The sequence below is a fragment of the Halomonas sp. TG39a genome (assembly GCF_000744395.1).
GTDB classification, from domain to species: Bacteria; Pseudomonadota; Gammaproteobacteria; order Pseudomonadales; family Halomonadaceae; genus Vreelandella; species Vreelandella ventosae_B.
The window spans coordinates 1,617,701-1,633,231 of the sequence record NZ_JQLV01000001.1 but is presented as its reverse complement, the minus strand read 5'-3'; the positions used below and the strand labels follow the sequence as shown (position 1 = coordinate 1,633,231).

General features: G+C 50.9%; 15 protein-coding genes. 5 read left to right on the top strand and 10 right to left on the bottom strand.

Features of this window, described 5'->3' with window-relative positions:
* Positions 1 to 69: 69 nt before the first annotated feature.
* The 7 genes from U738_RS07155 to U738_RS07125 form a co-directional block, all read right to left on the bottom strand.
* Positions 70 to 708, bottom strand: coding sequence for a LysE family translocator (locus tag U738_RS07155; RefSeq protein ID WP_035578767.1), 639 nt, complete (start codon positions 706 to 708; stop codon positions 70 to 72).
* A 50-nt stretch (positions 709 to 758) separates the two neighbouring features.
* On the bottom strand, positions 759 to 1,166 hold the full coding sequence (locus tag U738_RS07150) for a VOC family protein (protein ID WP_035578765.1): 408 nt from the start codon (positions 1,164 to 1,166) through the stop codon (positions 759 to 761).
* A 70-nt stretch (positions 1,167 to 1,236) separates the two neighbouring features.
* A complete protein-coding gene (locus tag U738_RS07145) occupies positions 1,237 to 1,776 on the bottom strand; it encodes a GrpB family protein (protein WP_035578762.1) in 540 nt (179 codons plus the stop codon).
* A gap of 32 nt (positions 1,777 to 1,808) precedes the next feature.
* Complete coding sequence (locus U738_RS07140) at positions 1,809 to 3,770, bottom strand: M48 family metallopeptidase (protein WP_035578759.1); 1,962 nt, start codon at positions 3,768 to 3,770, stop codon at positions 1,809 to 1,811.
* An 18-nt stretch (positions 3,771 to 3,788) separates the two neighbouring features.
* Positions 3,789 to 4,385: a LemA family protein gene (locus tag U738_RS07135; protein WP_172821676.1), complete on the bottom strand. Its 597-nt coding sequence runs from the start codon at positions 4,383 to 4,385 to the stop codon at positions 3,789 to 3,791.
* A 101-nt stretch (positions 4,386 to 4,486) separates the two neighbouring features.
* On the bottom strand, positions 4,487 to 5,185 hold the full coding sequence (locus U738_RS07130) for a DUF3592 domain-containing protein (protein WP_035578756.1): 699 nt from the start codon (positions 5,183 to 5,185) through the stop codon (positions 4,487 to 4,489).
* Between the two features lie 164 nt (positions 5,186 to 5,349).
* Positions 5,350 to 6,207 carry a DUF2071 domain-containing protein gene (locus tag U738_RS07125; protein ID WP_197671938.1) on the bottom strand — a complete coding sequence of 286 codons (858 nt, stop codon included), beginning with the start codon at positions 6,205 to 6,207 and terminating at the stop codon, positions 5,350 to 5,352.
* 451 nt (positions 6,208 to 6,658) lie between these two features.
* On the opposite strand from U738_RS07125, the gene U738_RS07120 reads away from it, so the two are divergent.
* Positions 6,659 to 8,110: a YfcC family protein gene (locus tag U738_RS07120; protein ID WP_081899053.1), complete on the top strand. Its 1,452-nt coding sequence runs from the start codon at positions 6,659 to 6,661 to the stop codon at positions 8,108 to 8,110.
* 74 nt (positions 8,111 to 8,184) lie between these two features.
* On the opposite strand, the gene U738_RS07115 is transcribed toward U738_RS07120, so the two are convergent.
* Positions 8,185 to 9,087 (bottom strand): LysR family transcriptional regulator, encoded by a 903-nt coding sequence (locus U738_RS07115; RefSeq protein ID WP_035578754.1) that lies wholly within the window; start codon positions 9,085 to 9,087, stop codon positions 8,185 to 8,187.
* A 216-nt stretch (positions 9,088 to 9,303) separates the two neighbouring features.
* On the opposite strand from U738_RS07115, the gene U738_RS07110 reads away from it, so the two are divergent.
* The 4 genes from U738_RS07110 (at position 9,304) to U738_RS07095 (ending at position 13,683) form a co-directional block, all read left to right on the top strand.
* Positions 9,304 to 10,755 carry a M20 family metallopeptidase gene (locus U738_RS07110; RefSeq protein WP_050713543.1) on the top strand — a complete coding sequence of 484 codons (1,452 nt, stop codon included), beginning with the start codon at positions 9,304 to 9,306 and terminating at the stop codon, positions 10,753 to 10,755.
* 1 nt (position 10,756) lies between these two features.
* Positions 10,757 to 11,593 (top strand): tryptophan 2,3-dioxygenase, encoded by an 837-nt coding sequence (gene kynA, locus U738_RS07105; RefSeq protein WP_035578752.1) that lies wholly within the window; start codon positions 10,757 to 10,759, stop codon positions 11,591 to 11,593.
* A gap of 83 nt (positions 11,594 to 11,676) precedes the next feature.
* Positions 11,677 to 12,906: a kynureninase gene (kynU, locus tag U738_RS07100; RefSeq protein WP_035578749.1), complete on the top strand. Its 1,230-nt coding sequence runs from the start codon at positions 11,677 to 11,679 to the stop codon at positions 12,904 to 12,906.
* Between the two features lie 12 nt (positions 12,907 to 12,918).
* Positions 12,919 to 13,683, top strand: coding sequence for an alpha/beta hydrolase (locus U738_RS07095; RefSeq protein ID WP_035578747.1), 765 nt, complete (start codon positions 12,919 to 12,921; stop codon positions 13,681 to 13,683).
* A 33-nt stretch (positions 13,684 to 13,716) separates the two neighbouring features.
* On the opposite strand, the gene U738_RS07090 is transcribed toward U738_RS07095, so the two are convergent.
* Together U738_RS07090 and U738_RS07085 are read right to left on the bottom strand one after the other, a co-directional pair.
* The gene (locus tag U738_RS07090) at positions 13,717 to 14,826 is read right to left on the bottom strand and encodes a GGDEF domain-containing protein (RefSeq protein ID WP_050713544.1); all 1,110 of its coding nucleotides are present in this window, start codon (positions 14,824 to 14,826) and stop codon (positions 13,717 to 13,719) included.
* Positions 14,827 to 15,019: 193 nt separating this feature from the next.
* Complete coding sequence (locus tag U738_RS07085) at positions 15,020 to 15,505, bottom strand: VOC family protein (protein ID WP_035578740.1); 486 nt, start codon at positions 15,503 to 15,505, stop codon at positions 15,020 to 15,022.
* Positions 15,506 to 15,531: the final 26 nt, after the last annotated feature.

Genomic DNA, 15,531 nt, shown 5'->3' with positions numbered 1-15,531 from the left:
ACTTACATCACCTGTTGACCATTCATACGGCGGCGCGGAGGTGCTTTTAAAACGCGTGACATATTCAACCTACCTTGCACTAGCAGCCAGCCGTGCACCGAGAGCTACAAACAGTGCCCCCAAGCTTCTATCCATCCACAACCCAACGCGTGGCTTTCTCTTTAGGTAAGCACCCAACTTAGCGCCCGCCAGAACCAAAGGGGGCTCTATTACGGCAGCAACTGCAATAATAAGACTGCCATGCAATAAAAGCTGTGCCTCCGCTGGGCCAGCGCCTTCCACGATAAATTGCGGCAAGAAAGCCAGGAAGAAAATTGCCACTTTTGGGTTTAGCGCTGATACCAGCATGCCCTGCCAATAAACAGAGGATAAGCTCTTGCGACTCGGTTGTTGTTCCGCTGCCACAAATTGATCGCCTCGAGACAGTAACATTTTAACGCCAAGCCAGATCAGATACGCCGCCCCGACCCATTTAACAATCGAAAACGCCAGAGCGGATGTCGCCAGAATTGCTGAAAGACCAACTGCGGCCATTGCTACATGCAGCACCGCTCCTGTCCAAATCCCAAACATAGCGGCAAACCCTTGCCGTCGCCCACTACGTAATGTTTGCCCCAATATATAGGCAATATCTGGCCCCGGCGATAAGTTCAAAAGCACGGCAGCAGAGAAAAACGTCATCCAGTGAAGCAATGTATACTCAAACATAAACACTCTCTTGTATTTTTCCGTTGCCAAGCTAAAAGAATATTAAAGCGCTAGCTTGAAAGGTTAAGCTGCCAAGAAACGCCATATTTATCATTCAACCACCCAAAGTTTTCACTAAAGCCGTAATTATCTAGAGGCATCAACACGTTCCCGCCATCACTCAATGCTTTAAATACGTCTTCTATTTCTTTCTCTGAGTCGCACTCAACGTGTAATGACATTGATGGCGTAAAGCTGAACGGGTGGTCGTAATAGCTATCCATTGCCAGGAAGAGAGTGCCGTTTATCGAGAAGCGGGCGAGCTTAACGGCCCCTTTGGGGTCATGCTCCCCAGCTTCGACACGCTCGATATCGATGATCTTCGAGTTCGCAAATAGCGAAGTGTAAAACTTGATAGCTTCTTCGGCTTTACCTGCCTGATCACCTACAAACATCAGAGATGTTTTGATAGCTTTCATTTTAGCCCCCCATTTCATTCGACCCGCTAAGCGTTACTGTAGAAAACAGACGCGACATTGACTACCTTGACTAAAAGGCATTCTTGAGCGCCTCTTTAATGAAATCCCCTTTAGCCGCCGTATAGGCTTCTCGATCTGATGCAAATTCCGCCACCCACAGGCGCTTCTTTTTCTCATACCGCTGCGCCAGTTCAGTATCCACGCGCAAGCTATTGCGAAAAGCCAACCGACGATGCCACTCCTCGCTGCCATGTACCATAAGATGCAAATGATGCGTCCTACGCCCGTCAGCCCAGCGCATTAACCAACGTCGCCCCACCAAAGAAGCGTTGTACTCCATTGATGTAGCATATTGGGCACGGCATAACGGCTCCAATAACTCATCAGCCCGGGATATTGAGTCAACGCCTGCCAGTATATCGATGATTGGCTTGGCCGAGAGACCATGAACAGCGGTACTTCCGATGTGCTCAACGGCTAGAAATTCATCTGGAAATAATCCTAGTAGCCGGTCTCGCTCCTTCTCGAATAGAGCTGGCCAAGTGGTATCGTATGCAAATAGCGCGACCTCCTCATGGATGGCTCGATTCAAAGATTCCGTTTCATCCATGGTTGAGGTTCCCCTGTAGCGAGAATTGTTGGCTATGCATCATCTGATAACAGTGGCGGCATGGGGCAATCGAGAATATCGGCCATAGCACGGAACAGCTCGGCTTCGGCAGGCAAAATACGTCCGCTGTGCTCAATACAGCGCGCCATCGCTTGCAACAGCGTAGGCTTTTGCAGAGGCTTTAAGCGCCGCAAACGCTCAACCGCCAGGCTGAGTGCACGCATATCACTTATATCGTCAGTGACCCTCAATGAGAACGGCAGCTCACTCTCAGCGGCATTGAGCGCGGCGCTTATCTCAACCGGGTCATCTTGCCCGGCGGTTGCAAGCACCGTCAGTAGCATCTGACACTCCCGCTGCAGGTCGTTTATCTTGAGGTTTGCAGGCCCACTGCCTTGCTTGCTGATGTTATTCAACACCAACTGATATAGCGTCCACTCCAACAGGCTGACCTTACCATCTGCCTCGATCAACCGTTCCATACAGAGGCGAAAGTGTTGGGCCTGCTCCATCGAGAGCGAGCGTAACGCTGGCAGCGCCAGTTCAATCAGTGGCAAGCGTAACTGTACATCCAGCCTCAACATTTCAGGGCCATAATCCATCAGCGCTCGGTAAACATCTGGCAGTGCAACTTGATGCAACGCCTTAAGCTGATGCTTACGCATTGTTTTATCCTGGCTGAGCAGTAGTGAATAGATCAGAGCACGAGCGGCATGGGGCTCATGGGCGGCGATTTTAATCCGCTCAGGCAGCGCATCTAGTGTCGCTCTAGCCTGGTTAAGATGGCGCTGGTCAGGCTGGCCCATGGTGTTAATGGCAGTTTGAGCAGAGGCACCGGTTAACACAGCAGCCATTGCCCCCGTTCCAGTTGCTGTTCCCGAGCCAAATCTGGGCTCCGCTTCAGACCGCTCACCGTTGCCTTCTGGTTCTGTTGCGTCATTCTCGGCTTGCTGGATGGGCCAAGTGACTTCAAAGCGGCCATTCCAATCAGGCATGACCCGCTTGATACGATCTTTAATCGGCGGATGGGTGGCCATCATTTGGCTAAACCCCTGCCGTACGCCTTGACCGAAGAACAGGTGGCTGAATTCCGCCGCCTGTGTCGCTTGCAGTTGAGAACCCTGGCTGTGCGAGCCGATTTTAACCAGCGCATTACCAATCCCCTTAGGGTTGCGGGTAAACTGCACCGCAGAGGCATCCGCCAGATATTCACGCTGCCGACTGACCGCCGATTTGATCAAATTGCCAAAAAAGGTACCCGCGTAGCCGATCAGCATTAGCGCCGCCCCCAGCGCTAAAACGACAGCGCCTGAGTTGTCACGTTTTCCACCGCCCACCCGTCGAAAACGCATACTGCGCAGTAGTGTACCGCCCAATAAGCCAATGATTAGAATGCCATGGAGGATGCTGATCAGGCGCATATTCAACCGCATATCACCATGCAGAATATGGCTAAACTCATGAGCTACGACGCCCTGCAGCTCATCCCGCGTCAGGTTTCGGATCGTGCCACGAGTAATCCCGATCACTGCGTCATTGGTTTGATAACCGGCGGCGAAGGCATTGATGCTCTCCTCCTCCAGCACATACACGGAGGGCACTGGCGTTCCAGAGGCAATCGCCATCTCTTCAACCACATTGAGAATACGTCGCTCATCAGCATCACGGGTATTAAGATTGATCTCGCGTCCACCAAGGGCTTCTGCCACTACCCGGCCACCACGCCTTAGCTGACTGCGTTTGAATAGACCACCCAGCACCACGACGGCCAACACTGCAATAGCAACGCCAATGACAAGTTCAATCGAGAGTGCCGACCACATTCCCTGAGCAGAAAGATTGGTTTGCGTAGCAGATTGTTCCCCCATTAGATGCAGCGCGATGGCAATTGCCAGCGTGGTAACAACAATCAAGGCGAGTACTGCCAGTACCATCAAAACAACCAGACGCCCGGTTTTACGACGAGCGTGATCCTGCGCGGTAAAAAAATCCATGTCGCGTTTTCCCTGAAATTAGAACGACACCTTCGGCGCCGCTTGAATCTGGGCGCTGTCTTCAAACTCTAACAACGAGGCATCCTGCCCATGGCCGAACATGCCAGCCACTGCTACCGGCGGGAAGCTCTGCCGATAGGTGTTGTAGTGCATCACCGCATCATTAAATGACTGCCGCGCAAAGGCCACTTTGTTTTCAGTGCTGGTTAGCTCTTCTGACAATTGCTGCATATTTTCTGAGGCTTTTAGATCCGGGTAGGCTTCCATGACCACATTGAGCCGCCCCATCGCCTGTGTCAGCGCGCCCTCTGCACCGCCCAGGTCTGCCATGGCTTTGGCACTGCCTGGGTTTGCCGCGGCCGCTTTTAGCCCAGCGGCCGCTGTATTACGAGCCTCGATGACCGACTGGAGCGTCTCCCGTTCATGGCTGAGGTAACCTTTTGCGGTCTCTACCAGATTAGGAATCAGGTCATGCCGACGCTTAAGTTGCACTTCAATTTGAGCAAAGGCGTTCTCAAACCGATTTTTCAACGACACAAGCCGGTTGTAGATACCGATGACGTAAAAGGCAATAACGGCGATGATCGCCACGATGATGATGATAGTGAGCAGCATGGTTCTTCCTTGTTAGTCGGCATTCGTCAGTAAAAGCCGGTCTTTGAAAAGCTAGCCAGTGAAAAAAATAGCACACCTGTTCAATATCAGACGTTAACACGTCACTTTGCAAGCTTAGGGAGAAAGGAAATGTCGACATAGTATTCACTAAGATCATCTTTCTCACAAAACACTGTAATCGTATCAGTATGAATGTAGCTCGATGGATCAAACCAAATATTATTGCTTTTAAACACATGCACTTCAGAGGTTGCAGGATTTTGCCATTGAGTTATTACCTGGAATGGATGCCTGCCATTCACTGAGAAGCGTGTATTTAACTCTACCCCCTGATAGTGGGTATCGATAGGCACACCATTTTGCTTTAAAGATTCGCCTTTGCGATGCCTAAACTCAGGCACGAACATAAGAATAGCGCCTGCCAGCAAGAACACGATGCCTATACCGGCAAGAATCGACTCTGCGCCCCATAGTGAAAAAAAGCTATTGATTCGAGCGCTATTTCGCTCACCTGGCTGGTATAAAACCTCCACCTGCTGTCCTGGTGAGTAGCTCGGCGGATTGCTACTTGTTGATGATGCAAAATTCACCACCTGTCCGCTCTCATTTTGAAATTGAACCAAAGGGCGATAAGTGATCGAATCAGTTGAGCGAGACTCAACCAGCTCAAGCACCGTACCTTCGGTGATAACGGCCTCTGAAAGAAAGTCTCTTGTATTAAGCAATAGAAATGCAGAAGCGACTAGCAAGGCAATACCAACCACTAACGACGTTAGCTTTACAAAGAAAAGTGTTTTCACTTCCACTCCTTGGAGAAATTCAGGTCGGCTTCGCAGCCTAGAGCTAGGACAGCCTTATATAGACTAACCGGTTTATTAGCTTTAGCTTAAGAAAAAACCACACGCACGTCAAATGGGAAACGTTCTCAGTCACAACGCTTAATAGATACATGCAAGGAGAAAAATCAGCCGATCACGGCAGGCGGCAAATATATGGTGAACTCGTTGATAGGCTCAATTAATACGCTGTACGGGGAGCTTTGCTCAGCTGCATGAACAATACCCAGGTCAGATAACAATTTAAATTGAGCGGATTTTAACGTAGCAGGCTTCACCGCCAACTCTTTATGCCAAACACGATAGCTACCTAACTTGCCGTCGCGTCGATAGTAAAAACCGGCAAGCGGATGGGTAAGATAAACCAATGCTGATTCAGTATCGGGAAACCCAGGAAAGTTAAAATTTGACTCAGATGATTGCGCAAGCTCAACGGAAGCTTCAGCCCATTTAGACGCCGTTTCCATACGATAATGGCTATACAGACCGGTTGTCTCATCGTACTTGCAATCGAAAGAGACTTTGCCTGCATGCCAAGGTAAATTCCAAAGATATCTGGGAACAACCAACGTCCATGAATCTAAAGTTGTACCCAAAAACCATACACATCGCTCCCCCGTATGCTTGTCGATGATATAGATACGGTAGTTGGTTTGCCCCATAGTAAATTTTGGGAAAGGAAATACGGCAGAGGTGAAGTCCACATCGACAAAAGGCACCACGGAGATAAGCCCCATTGCCTGGCCATCAATCTCAACAGCGTCCAACACAAACCTTCCAGGGAAAAGTCCCTCGAATCGGCTTGCCGGCACAGCATAGGTAATAATCGCAAAGTGCTTAAGACCACACAGCACATCTATACCGTTAGGCTTTGGCCGCTTAACCAGATAATCCTCAAACTTTCGCGATGCCTGCACTAAATCTTCCTTATTTAAATAGGCTGTTTTGCCACCAATCAAGATAGATTGCGGGTACCCTACCTTCATCATCGCACCCACTCAGGATAATTTACCAGTAATGCCCTGTTTCAAAGCGGCTAACGCCGGCAGCAATTCATTTACTCTTTGAGGGCGTCCAGTCACTAACGTCACGTCAGCTGCAAGCCCCCTTACCAAAAATAGAAACTACGTTTGAAAAATCCACAATTGTTTGCCAGTACGTTCCTTGCTAGCTTGAATTCAAATAAGAATAGCAAGGCATTATCAGTAAGATACCGCCAGGTGAGACCACGCCCCAGTTTTCCAGTCACCCCCTAACGCATGGTACTACTTGCCAATGCAATGTTTGGGTAAGCTTTATCAATAACAAAGGTCTTTAGAGAGATGACAATCCGTCTATTTTCCACTGCCAATGGCAGCTGCTTCCTTCGAAAAGTGACATTAAATCTGCGGCAAGAGCTTCATTAAATTTAAAAAACTTTTTACAGCGGAGATGATAATGTCAACAAAAACCCGTTCCAACGAGCATAACCCCGATAGAATACGTAGTTCCGACAACATAGAGCGCAAAAAACTGCCGATGCCGGATGTGTTCGTCATCTTGTTCGGCTTCATGATTCTGATTGTACTGGCTTCTTATATTATCCCCGCCGGTAGCTACGAGAGGGTCATCAATAATGGGCTCACCCAGGTAGATACCGATAGCTTTCGCTATATAAGCGCGGAGCCGCTGGGCTTTTTGGATCTGTTCACTGCCATTCATAAGGGGCTGGTAGGCGCATCGAGCATTATCTTTTTGATTTTGGTGGTTGGCGGTGTGCTTAAAGTTATCGAATCAACGGGCGCTATTAGCTCAGGCATACACCGCCTGATTAATCTTGCCAAGGGCAAACAGAACATCCTTATTTTGGTTTTCTGCACCACTTTTGCAGTGCTGTCCTCTGTAGGCATTGCGCCAAATTTAGCGATTGCTTTTATACCCATTGGGCTTTTGCTTGCCCGGTCGCTGAACCTGGATCCCATCGTAGGCATGGCCATGATTTTCCTGGGCGCCTATGCGGGCTTTGCTGGCGGCGTATTCGACCCCGTGGTGACCGTTACGGGGCAAACGCTTGCCGAGCTACCGCTGTTTTCAGGTTTTGTTTATCGCGGCGTTATCTTCATTACATTCCTGGCCATTACCACCGCTTATATCTGTCGCTACGCCGCCAGAGTAAAAGACAACCCCACAAATAGCTTTATGGGGCAACACACCTTTACGAGTAATGACGCAAACACTCCTCTTGAGGAGCCCGCGACGTTCACGCTTTCCCACAAGCTAGTGCTGGGCTTATTTGTCGGCTTTATTGGCTTTTTCCTCTATGGAGGCTTCAACCTGGGTTGGGGTATTACCGAACTTTCCGCCATCTTTCTTATACTCGGCGTCGTTACGGCCATGCTATGCAGAATCAACCCTAATGACTTCGTAAAGCGGCTGATGAGCGGCGCAAGCGAAGTGATGTATGGCGCACTGGTAGTGGGAGTTGCAGCGGCGGTTATCGTGCTCCTCAAGCAAGCCCAACTGATCGATACGATTGTGCATAGCGTTGCCAGCTCTTTAGATGGCCACGGCCAAATAATGGCGATGCAGTTGCTGTACCTGTTCAATTTGACGTTTAACGGAATTATCACCTCGGGTACCGGCCAAGCGGCCATTGTGATGCCAATTATGGTGCCGATTGGCGATATGCTAGAGGTGACCCGTCAGTCTACCTTTATCACCTTTAAACTGGGTGATGCGGTGACGAACATTATCACCCCCCTTTCGGGCACGCTGATGGCCTGCTTGGCCATTGCACGTATCTCCTATGTAGAGTGGTTTAAATTTGTACTACCGCTGGTAATGATCTGGGTAGTGGTTGGCGGAGTATTTGTCGCTATTGCCGTCGGCATCAATTACGGCCCATTTTAAGCCCACGGCTTGATGACAGAAACCCGCGTATTCGTGAATGATGGTTCAATCAACCATGGCACAAGTACGCGGCTTTACTGAACGGCGGCTACCAATTTCTTCTCCAGATACTCGACAAACGCTTCCAAATGGGCAGGCAAATGACGCTCTGCCATCACTTGCACCTGAAGACTACGAAGGGAGAGCTGAGACTCTTGAATCGGCTTCAGTACAAGGCCCTCTTGTTGAGTTTTACCGCTAACGGCCACGGCGCTACACAGCCCAATCATATTAGGGTGCTCGCATACCATGGTGTAGGTTGCCCCAAGGGAGTCACAAGAGAAGCTAGGAAGCACTTTTATACCCGACAAGCTACACGCCACATCAAATAAGTAGCGCATGGTCGAGCCGTTTAGCGACATGGTTAATGGGTAGTGGCTTAAATCTTTTACCTGTAGGACATCTTTGCTTGCCAGAGGATGACTCTTAGCCATCAGCGCACTGATCGCGGCATTGTGACTTGAGATCACCTTCACGCCGATATCTGGCGAGAGGCTAAAGGTTAAGGCAATATCGGCCTCGCCCTCTTTCACCAGCTCGGAGGCCCGGGTTGACTCGACCACGTGCAGATCAAATCGGGTATCAGGACATTGAATAATAAAGCTGGATATAACGCTGGGAAGGAAGTGCCAGGCCATACCATCCGGGCACGCCACGGTAATTTTGCGCATTTGCCGCGTCATTACGTCCTGCATTTCCGCAATCACACTGCTGATTTCCAGCTGATTACGCAATGCATAGGCCTGCAGCACCCTGCCCGCTTCCGTTAACTGCATCCCGCGCGGTTGTCGGTTAAACAGCTTGATAGCCAGCCGTTGTTCCAAATTGGTAATTTGGCGACTCACCGCTGAAACCGCGACGTGCAGTTCTTCCGCCGCGGCCGACAGAGAGCCCGTTTTAGCGACGCTTTGAAAGTAACGTAAATTGAGTTCCTGCATAGCGGCCTCTTTTTGCCCAACAACAACAAGTTTGAGCGAGTTACCTGCGCCACTTGTTTGCGCCTGGTTTCTTATAATTAGAAAGATTATTTGAAATATTAATGATGGTTGCAAACATAGGCAAGGACTACTCTTTTTCTAACGACTTTCTTCCTACTACCTCCAGACACCATAACTATGTCCAAATACCATAACGGTCAATAAAAAAGGCAGGCAATGGATACAACGCAGCTTTCAGGGCGTGAACTCGCTCTTCAACTGGCGAGCAACGAACTCTCCAGTGGCAACTTTTACCAGACGTTGGCAAGACGCGTCGGCCTTAGAACGGTTAGCCAAGATCCTGAACGTAGCGATACGCTACGTGACTACTTAACGGAAGAAATAGTCCCGCACCTCTCTAAATTAGGCTTCGACAGCCAAGTGATCGAAAACCCTAAATCCGATCACCCGCCTTTATTGATCAGCCAACGTATTGAAAATCGCACGCTTTCTACACTGCTGCTTTACGGCCATGGAGATGTCACCGATGGGCAAGAAGATAAATGGACTGACGGCATCGCACCCTGGGAACTGACGTTTGTTGATGGCCGCGTTTATGGGCGCGGCACAGCTGATAACAAAGGCCAACACAGCATCAACCTGGCAGCGCTGGAGGCCGTTATCAAAGCCCGCGAGGGTCAACTTGGCTATAACGTCAAGATCCTCTTTGAGATGAGCGAGGAAATAGGCTCCCCAGGGTTAGAAGAAACCTGCAAAACCTATAAAGAAGCGCTTAAGTCCGATCTTTTCTTGGCATCTGACGGCCCTCGAATCCGCCATGACATGCCCACCCTGTTTCTCGGCTCACGGGGTGTTGTTCAGCTCAAACTTGCTTTGAACACTGGCAATGGCGGCCGACATTCCGGCAACTGGGGTGGCATCATCACCAACCCCGCGGTAGTGCTGTGTAACGCGCTTAGTACGCTACTCTCCAGCGAAGGAAAAATTCTGGTCGACTTTCTTAAATCACCCGCAATTCCTGACGAAGTAGCCCAATTGGTGCGCAATCTCCCGGTGGGCGGCGGCGGCAATGACCCAGCCATCAATCCCGCCTGGGGCGAAAAACAGCTAACCGATGGCGAGCGCCTGTATGGTGCCAATACATTGGAAATTCTGGGTTTGAGCGCAGGGAGAACCGACAAGCCGGTGGGCGCCATTTCTGAAAGTGCTGAAGCCATTTTGCAGCTTCGCTTCGTCAAAGGCACCGATTGGCAAGCAGTGGAAGAGAACCTGCGCCAGCATCTTAACGCCCATGGCTTAGAGGATATTCAAATTCAGTTTATGGGTGGCTACGCCGCCACCCGGCTTGAACCCAGCCACCCTTGGGTTTCCTTTGTGGCCCAGTCTGCAGAGAACAGCTTGGGCCAGGCGGTGCATATCCTTCCCAACCTGGGCGGGACGATCCCCAACCACTGTTTTTCAGATGTACTCAACCTTCCCACGGTATGGTTGCCTCACTCCTATGCATCGTGCAATCAGCACGCCCCAGATGAACACCTGCTCGAAACGATTATCGAGCAGGGTCTGAAGCTCGCCGCCGGTATACTCTGGGACTTAGGTGAGCCTAAAGAACAGGCTTTCAAACCAACGACAACAACCACACATCGCACAGCCACCAAGGCAGAATAAAATGACGACTCCTGAAGAAAACAGCGTCGATAATGAAGCCATTCATTGGGATCAGGATATTAGCTACGGTCAGTACCTGGATCTGGAACCCTTGCTTGCTTGCCAAAATCCGGCTTCTGATGAACACGATGAATTACTCTTTATCGTTATCCATCAAGTATCGGAGCTATGGATCAAACTGTGCCTTCACGAAGCTCATGGTGCCGCAGCGCATATTCAAGAAGATAACCTGCGCCCTGCTTTCAAGATGCTAGCGCGGGTTTCCAGAATTCAAGAACAGCTTATCAAGGCCTGGGAAGTGTTGGTCACCATGACCCCCGCCGACTATGCCAGCTTCCGAGACAGCCTTGGCCAAAGCTCTGGGTTTCAGTCCTATCAATATCGGGAAATGGAATTCCTGTTGGGTAACAAGAACGCCAAGCTAATCGAAGCTCACCGATCAAAACCCAAACACTACCAAAAACTTCAGGAATCCCTCCACGCGCCCAGTCTTTACGATATCGTACTGCAGCTGCTTGCCAAACGCGGTTTCAGCATTCCGGAAAGCAAAACCCAACGCGATTGGAGTATCCCCTACACCGCCAGTAGCGAGGTGGAAGCGGTCTGGACGGAAATCTACCGCAACAGCGAACAGCACTGGGATCTATACGAGCTCGCTGAAAAACTGGTGGATGTCGAATTCAACTTTCAGCGCTGGCGATTCAGCCACATGAAAACAGTCGAACGTATCATTGGTTATAGACGCGGCACAGGGGGAACGGCTGGGGTGAATTATCTGGTCAAAGCGCTGGATCTTCAATTCTTCCCGGAACTGTGGAGTGTTCGGACGACGATATAAGCACTTGGCGCACTACTACGCACCCAGTTGAACTACCGTCATGATATTCAAAACAGCGACATACAATTTTTCGGAGCAGCCATATGCCTGTAAGCCTGGATAGTGTTCGTAAGCGTGACCGCCAAGACCCATTGGCAGACTTTAAAGGCCATTTCGCCTTGCCCGAAGGCGTGCTTTATCTTGATGGGAACTCACTAGGCGCCCAACCGAAGGCCGCCAAACAAGCGGTCGATGAGACTCTGGATCAGTGGCGCGACCAGTTGATCAAAGGCTGGAACCAGGGCTGGTTCGACGCCCCAGAACGCTTGGGCAATCTACTAGCCCCGGTGATTGGTGCGCAACGCGGTGAAGTGAGCGTCACTGACAATATCACGCTAAATATCTTCAAGCTGCTGGGGTATATCCTCGGCCAAGGCAAGGAGGGTCGCCAGGCGGTTCTTAGCGAAGGCGGCAACTTCCCGACCGATGGCTACATCGCCCAAGGCTATTGCCGGGTGAGTGGCGCAGAGCACCGCTTCCTGCCAGAAGGAGGCAACTTGGCCGAACACCTCGACGGTGTAGCCGTGGTGGTACTGAGTCAAGTTAACTACCGTACTGGCAAATTACGCGATATGGCTACCACCACGAAACTGGTGCACGACCACGGCGCAGAAGTCATCTGGGATTTGGCCCATTCCGCAGGCGCACTGCCCATTGATCTAAACGGTTGCGGCGCTCGCTACGCCGTAGGCTGTACGTACAAGTACCTTAACGGCGGCCCTGGCGCGCCAGCTTTTTTATACGTGCATAGCGATCACCAAGACAAAGGTTGGCAGCCGCTTTCCGGCTGGCACGGCCATGCAGCGCCCTTCGCTTTTGAAGCGGATTATACCCCAGCAGGGGATATTTCCCGCTTTCGCACTGGCACCCATTCGGCACTTGCCTACGCCGCTCTGGAAGCCTCACTCGCTCTATGGAGCGAGGTGGACATGCAGGCGCTGAGAGAAAAAAGTCTGACCATGAGCGACCTATTTCGAGAGTGTTTAAGCGATATTTTTACCACTCATAATATTGACGATATAACCCCATCAGCCAGTCAGCGTGGCAGCCAGGTATCACTGGTGGATAGTCAAAACGGCTACGCTATCGTTCAAGCCTTGATTGCCCGCGGTGTGATCGGCGACTACCGGGAACCCGGCCTAATGCGTTTTGGTTTTACCCCACTGTATCTCAGTTTTGAAGATGTTTGGCAGGCCGCTCAGCACTTCCGCGCGGTAATGGAAAACGGTGAGTACCAGGATCCGCAGTTTCATGTGCGTGATGCTGTTACCTAATAGAGGTATGTTATGACTGAAATACCCCTGAACCTCGCCTACTCGCCGAGCCATTTCGCTCGGGATTACGAAGCCACTTTAACGCGCCAGGCAGCTTTAGGTATCGACCTGGTGGCACGCCACCAGCCGATTACCCTGCGCTACGGTGAAGATCCGGCGGCCCGCCTCAACCTGTTCGTCCCGGAAAGTACCGCGGGCCCCTGGCCGCTGATGCTATTTATTCACGGCGGCTACTGGCAGGAGCTGGATAATACCGCGACGGACTTTCTGGCTGAACGCTACCTGGCCCGTGGTATGGCCTTCGCTTCCCTGGGTTTCGGTTTAGCACCGGAAACCTCCATTCATACCATGGTGAACCAGTGCATTGAGGGAATGGCGGCCGCATGTGACGCCCTCGCGGATAACGGTGGCGTGTGGTCGATTGTATTAGGCGGCCATAGCGCCGGTGCCCAGCTAGCCTACTGGGTAGCCGCCAGTGGTGATATACCCATTGATAAGTTGATACTGGTTAGCGGCGTTTATGACCTCACGCCATTGGTGGATACCTACGTTAACGAAGCGCTGGAGCTCACTCCACCCCAAGCGCTTGCGTTAAGTCCTATATTTGCCGATTCCAGCAAACTACCCTCATGCCAAGTGGTGATCGCCGAAAATGATCCGCCCTCTTTCCGCCAACAAGCACACGATTTTGTCGCAGCGTTAAAGACTAGCCATATCCAAGTCGAGCTCGTGGATATAGCTTACTGCGATCACTTTGATGTGTTAGATGCGTTATGAGTTTGAAGCAATTGCAGAAAACACGGTGCCCGATCAATCGCCTGCCAGTACCGCACGGTTGCGGCCTTCTAGCTTGGCACGGTAAAGCGCCTTGTCGGCGCGGCTGATCACTTCATCAATGCTCTCGGTCTGGCGGTGAAGCGCAACACCCAGGCTCAATGTAACCGCCAAGTTGCCTGCTGAGGTGGCAAAAGTCGGCTCAGCAACGGCTCGACGTACCTTTTCGGCGACGGCCATAGCGCTCTCAACGGTGGCACTTGGAATCAGTAGCAAAAACTCCTCTCCACCCCAGCGGGCAACCCGATCACCACCGCGAAGCGTAGTGGTGAACCGAGTAGCAAGAATGGTGAGCACTTCATCACCCACTTCATGGCCATACTGGTCATTAACTGCCTTGAAGTGATCCAAGTCGGTCATCAACACAGCAAAGCACTGTTCGTCGCGTTTAGAGCGGCTCCATTCTGCCTGCAAGTCTGTTTGCATCGAGCGCCGGTTGGGCAAGCCGGTCAGCGCATCGGTCAAAGCACTATGCTCAAGTTGCTGGCTGGCAATAAAGGTACGCTGGTGTTCCTGGTAAAGCATAGTAGCAATGACGACGCCTATGCCCATCGCAGCGGGAATGAAGATCAAATGAATGAGGTTATCTGGAAACGGGCTACCTGAAAAAACAATGAAAGCGATTACTGCCATAAGCGGCAAGCCGTATATCAAAACCAGATCTCTAACACCGTAGACGGTCGCTGTAGCCACAGCAATGATGGCCAAGGTTAGCCCCTGAGTGATGTAGAGAAGGTGCCCGCCCTGCTCCGAATAGTGCAATACGAACATGGCAGCCATCATTCCCACTATTGAAAGGTTCAACATCAGCAATAGCGGATAAGCCCAAAAGCCTGGGTCTTTCTTACGATGGAGCAGCAAAAAAGTAATCGCCAGAATAGCGGCGGGCAGGCGGAGGAGAATATGTTTCCATATCAACTCCCCATTAGAGTAGCTGACCAGAGTCGCATCCAAAATGGTGAAAACGGGTAACAACACTAACACTACGCCAGACAGCAAGTAGCCAAGTCGGCGCGACCGTGAGTATTGATTAAGAAGAAAATCGGCCCACCATTCGGCGGGGATTGACGCATGCTTTCTCATCATCACCTGTTTCCGGAACTGGATAGTTTTACACCACCCACCACCTACCGGGAAACACCGGTGAGATCAGGATCTTCTGACGTGGCTAATGGGCGATTACATATTGTAACATATTGAGTTTCAATGCTCATAATGCCCAAGTTAAGCCGATTTTCGAAATCTTATTACTTTAAACGAAGAGTCAACCAATCCTATCTCAACCGTGAAGCGCCGCCTCAATGTCCGCGATGTTGATTTTTCTCATCTGCATCATCGCGTCGAATGCGCGCTTAGCGACGGCAGGATCGGGATTGGTAACGGCCTTAATCAGCACAGCAGGCGTTATCTGCCACGATAGTCCCCATTTATCCTTGCACCAGCCACAGGCGCTTTCCTTGCCACCATTACTAACAATGGCATTCCAATAGCGATCCGTTTCGGCTTGGTCATTCGTTGAGACCTGAAAAGAGAACGACTCATTATGCGCAACCCCAGGCCCGCCGTTGAGCCCAAGGCACGGAATGCCCAACACGGTAAACTCGACGGTCAATACATCCCCCTGCTTACCCGATGGAAAGTCTCCCGGTGCGTGATGAACCGCCCTGACAAACGAATCAGGAAAGGTATCAGCGTAAAAGCGCGCTGCCTCTTCTGCACCACCATCGTACCAAAGGCAAACAGTGTTCTTTGCGGGTATTGCCATGTCACATCTCCACTAAAACCATCGCG

Coding starts and splice junctions, on each gene's coding strand:
- U738_RS07155 (WP_035578767.1), bottom strand. CDS start 708: ATGTTTGAGTATACATTGCTTCACTGGATGACGTTTTTCTCTGCTGCC.
- U738_RS07150 (WP_035578765.1), bottom strand. CDS start 1,166: ATGAAAGCTATCAAAACATCTCTGATGTTTGTAGGTGATCAGGCAGGT.
- U738_RS07145 (WP_035578762.1), bottom strand. CDS start 1,776: ATGGATGAAACGGAATCTTTGAATCGAGCCATCCATGAGGAGGTCGCG.
- U738_RS07140 (WP_035578759.1), bottom strand. CDS start 3,770: ATGGATTTTTTTACCGCGCAGGATCACGCTCGTCGTAAAACCGGGCGT.
- U738_RS07135 (WP_172821676.1), bottom strand. CDS start 4,385: ATGCTGCTCACTATCATCATCATCGTGGCGATCATCGCCGTTATTGCC.
- U738_RS07125 (WP_197671938.1), bottom strand. CDS start 6,207: ATGAAGGTAGGGTACCCGCAATCTATCTTGATTGGTGGCAAAACAGCC.
- U738_RS07120 (WP_081899053.1), top strand. CDS start 6,659: ATGTCAACAAAAACCCGTTCCAACGAGCATAACCCCGATAGAATACGT.
- U738_RS07115 (WP_035578754.1), bottom strand. CDS start 9,087: ATGCAGGAACTCAATTTACGTTACTTTCAAAGCGTCGCTAAAACGGGC.
- U738_RS07110 (WP_050713543.1), top strand. CDS start 9,304: ATGGATACAACGCAGCTTTCAGGGCGTGAACTCGCTCTTCAACTGGCG.
- kynA (WP_035578752.1), top strand. CDS start 10,757: ATGACGACTCCTGAAGAAAACAGCGTCGATAATGAAGCCATTCATTGG.
- kynU (WP_035578749.1), top strand. CDS start 11,677: ATGCCTGTAAGCCTGGATAGTGTTCGTAAGCGTGACCGCCAAGACCCA.
- U738_RS07095 (WP_035578747.1), top strand. CDS start 12,919: ATGACTGAAATACCCCTGAACCTCGCCTACTCGCCGAGCCATTTCGCT.
- U738_RS07090 (WP_050713544.1), bottom strand. CDS start 14,826: ATGATGAGAAAGCATGCGTCAATCCCCGCCGAATGGTGGGCCGATTTT.
- U738_RS07085 (WP_035578740.1), bottom strand. CDS start 15,505: ATGGCAATACCCGCAAAGAACACTGTTTGCCTTTGGTACGATGGTGGT.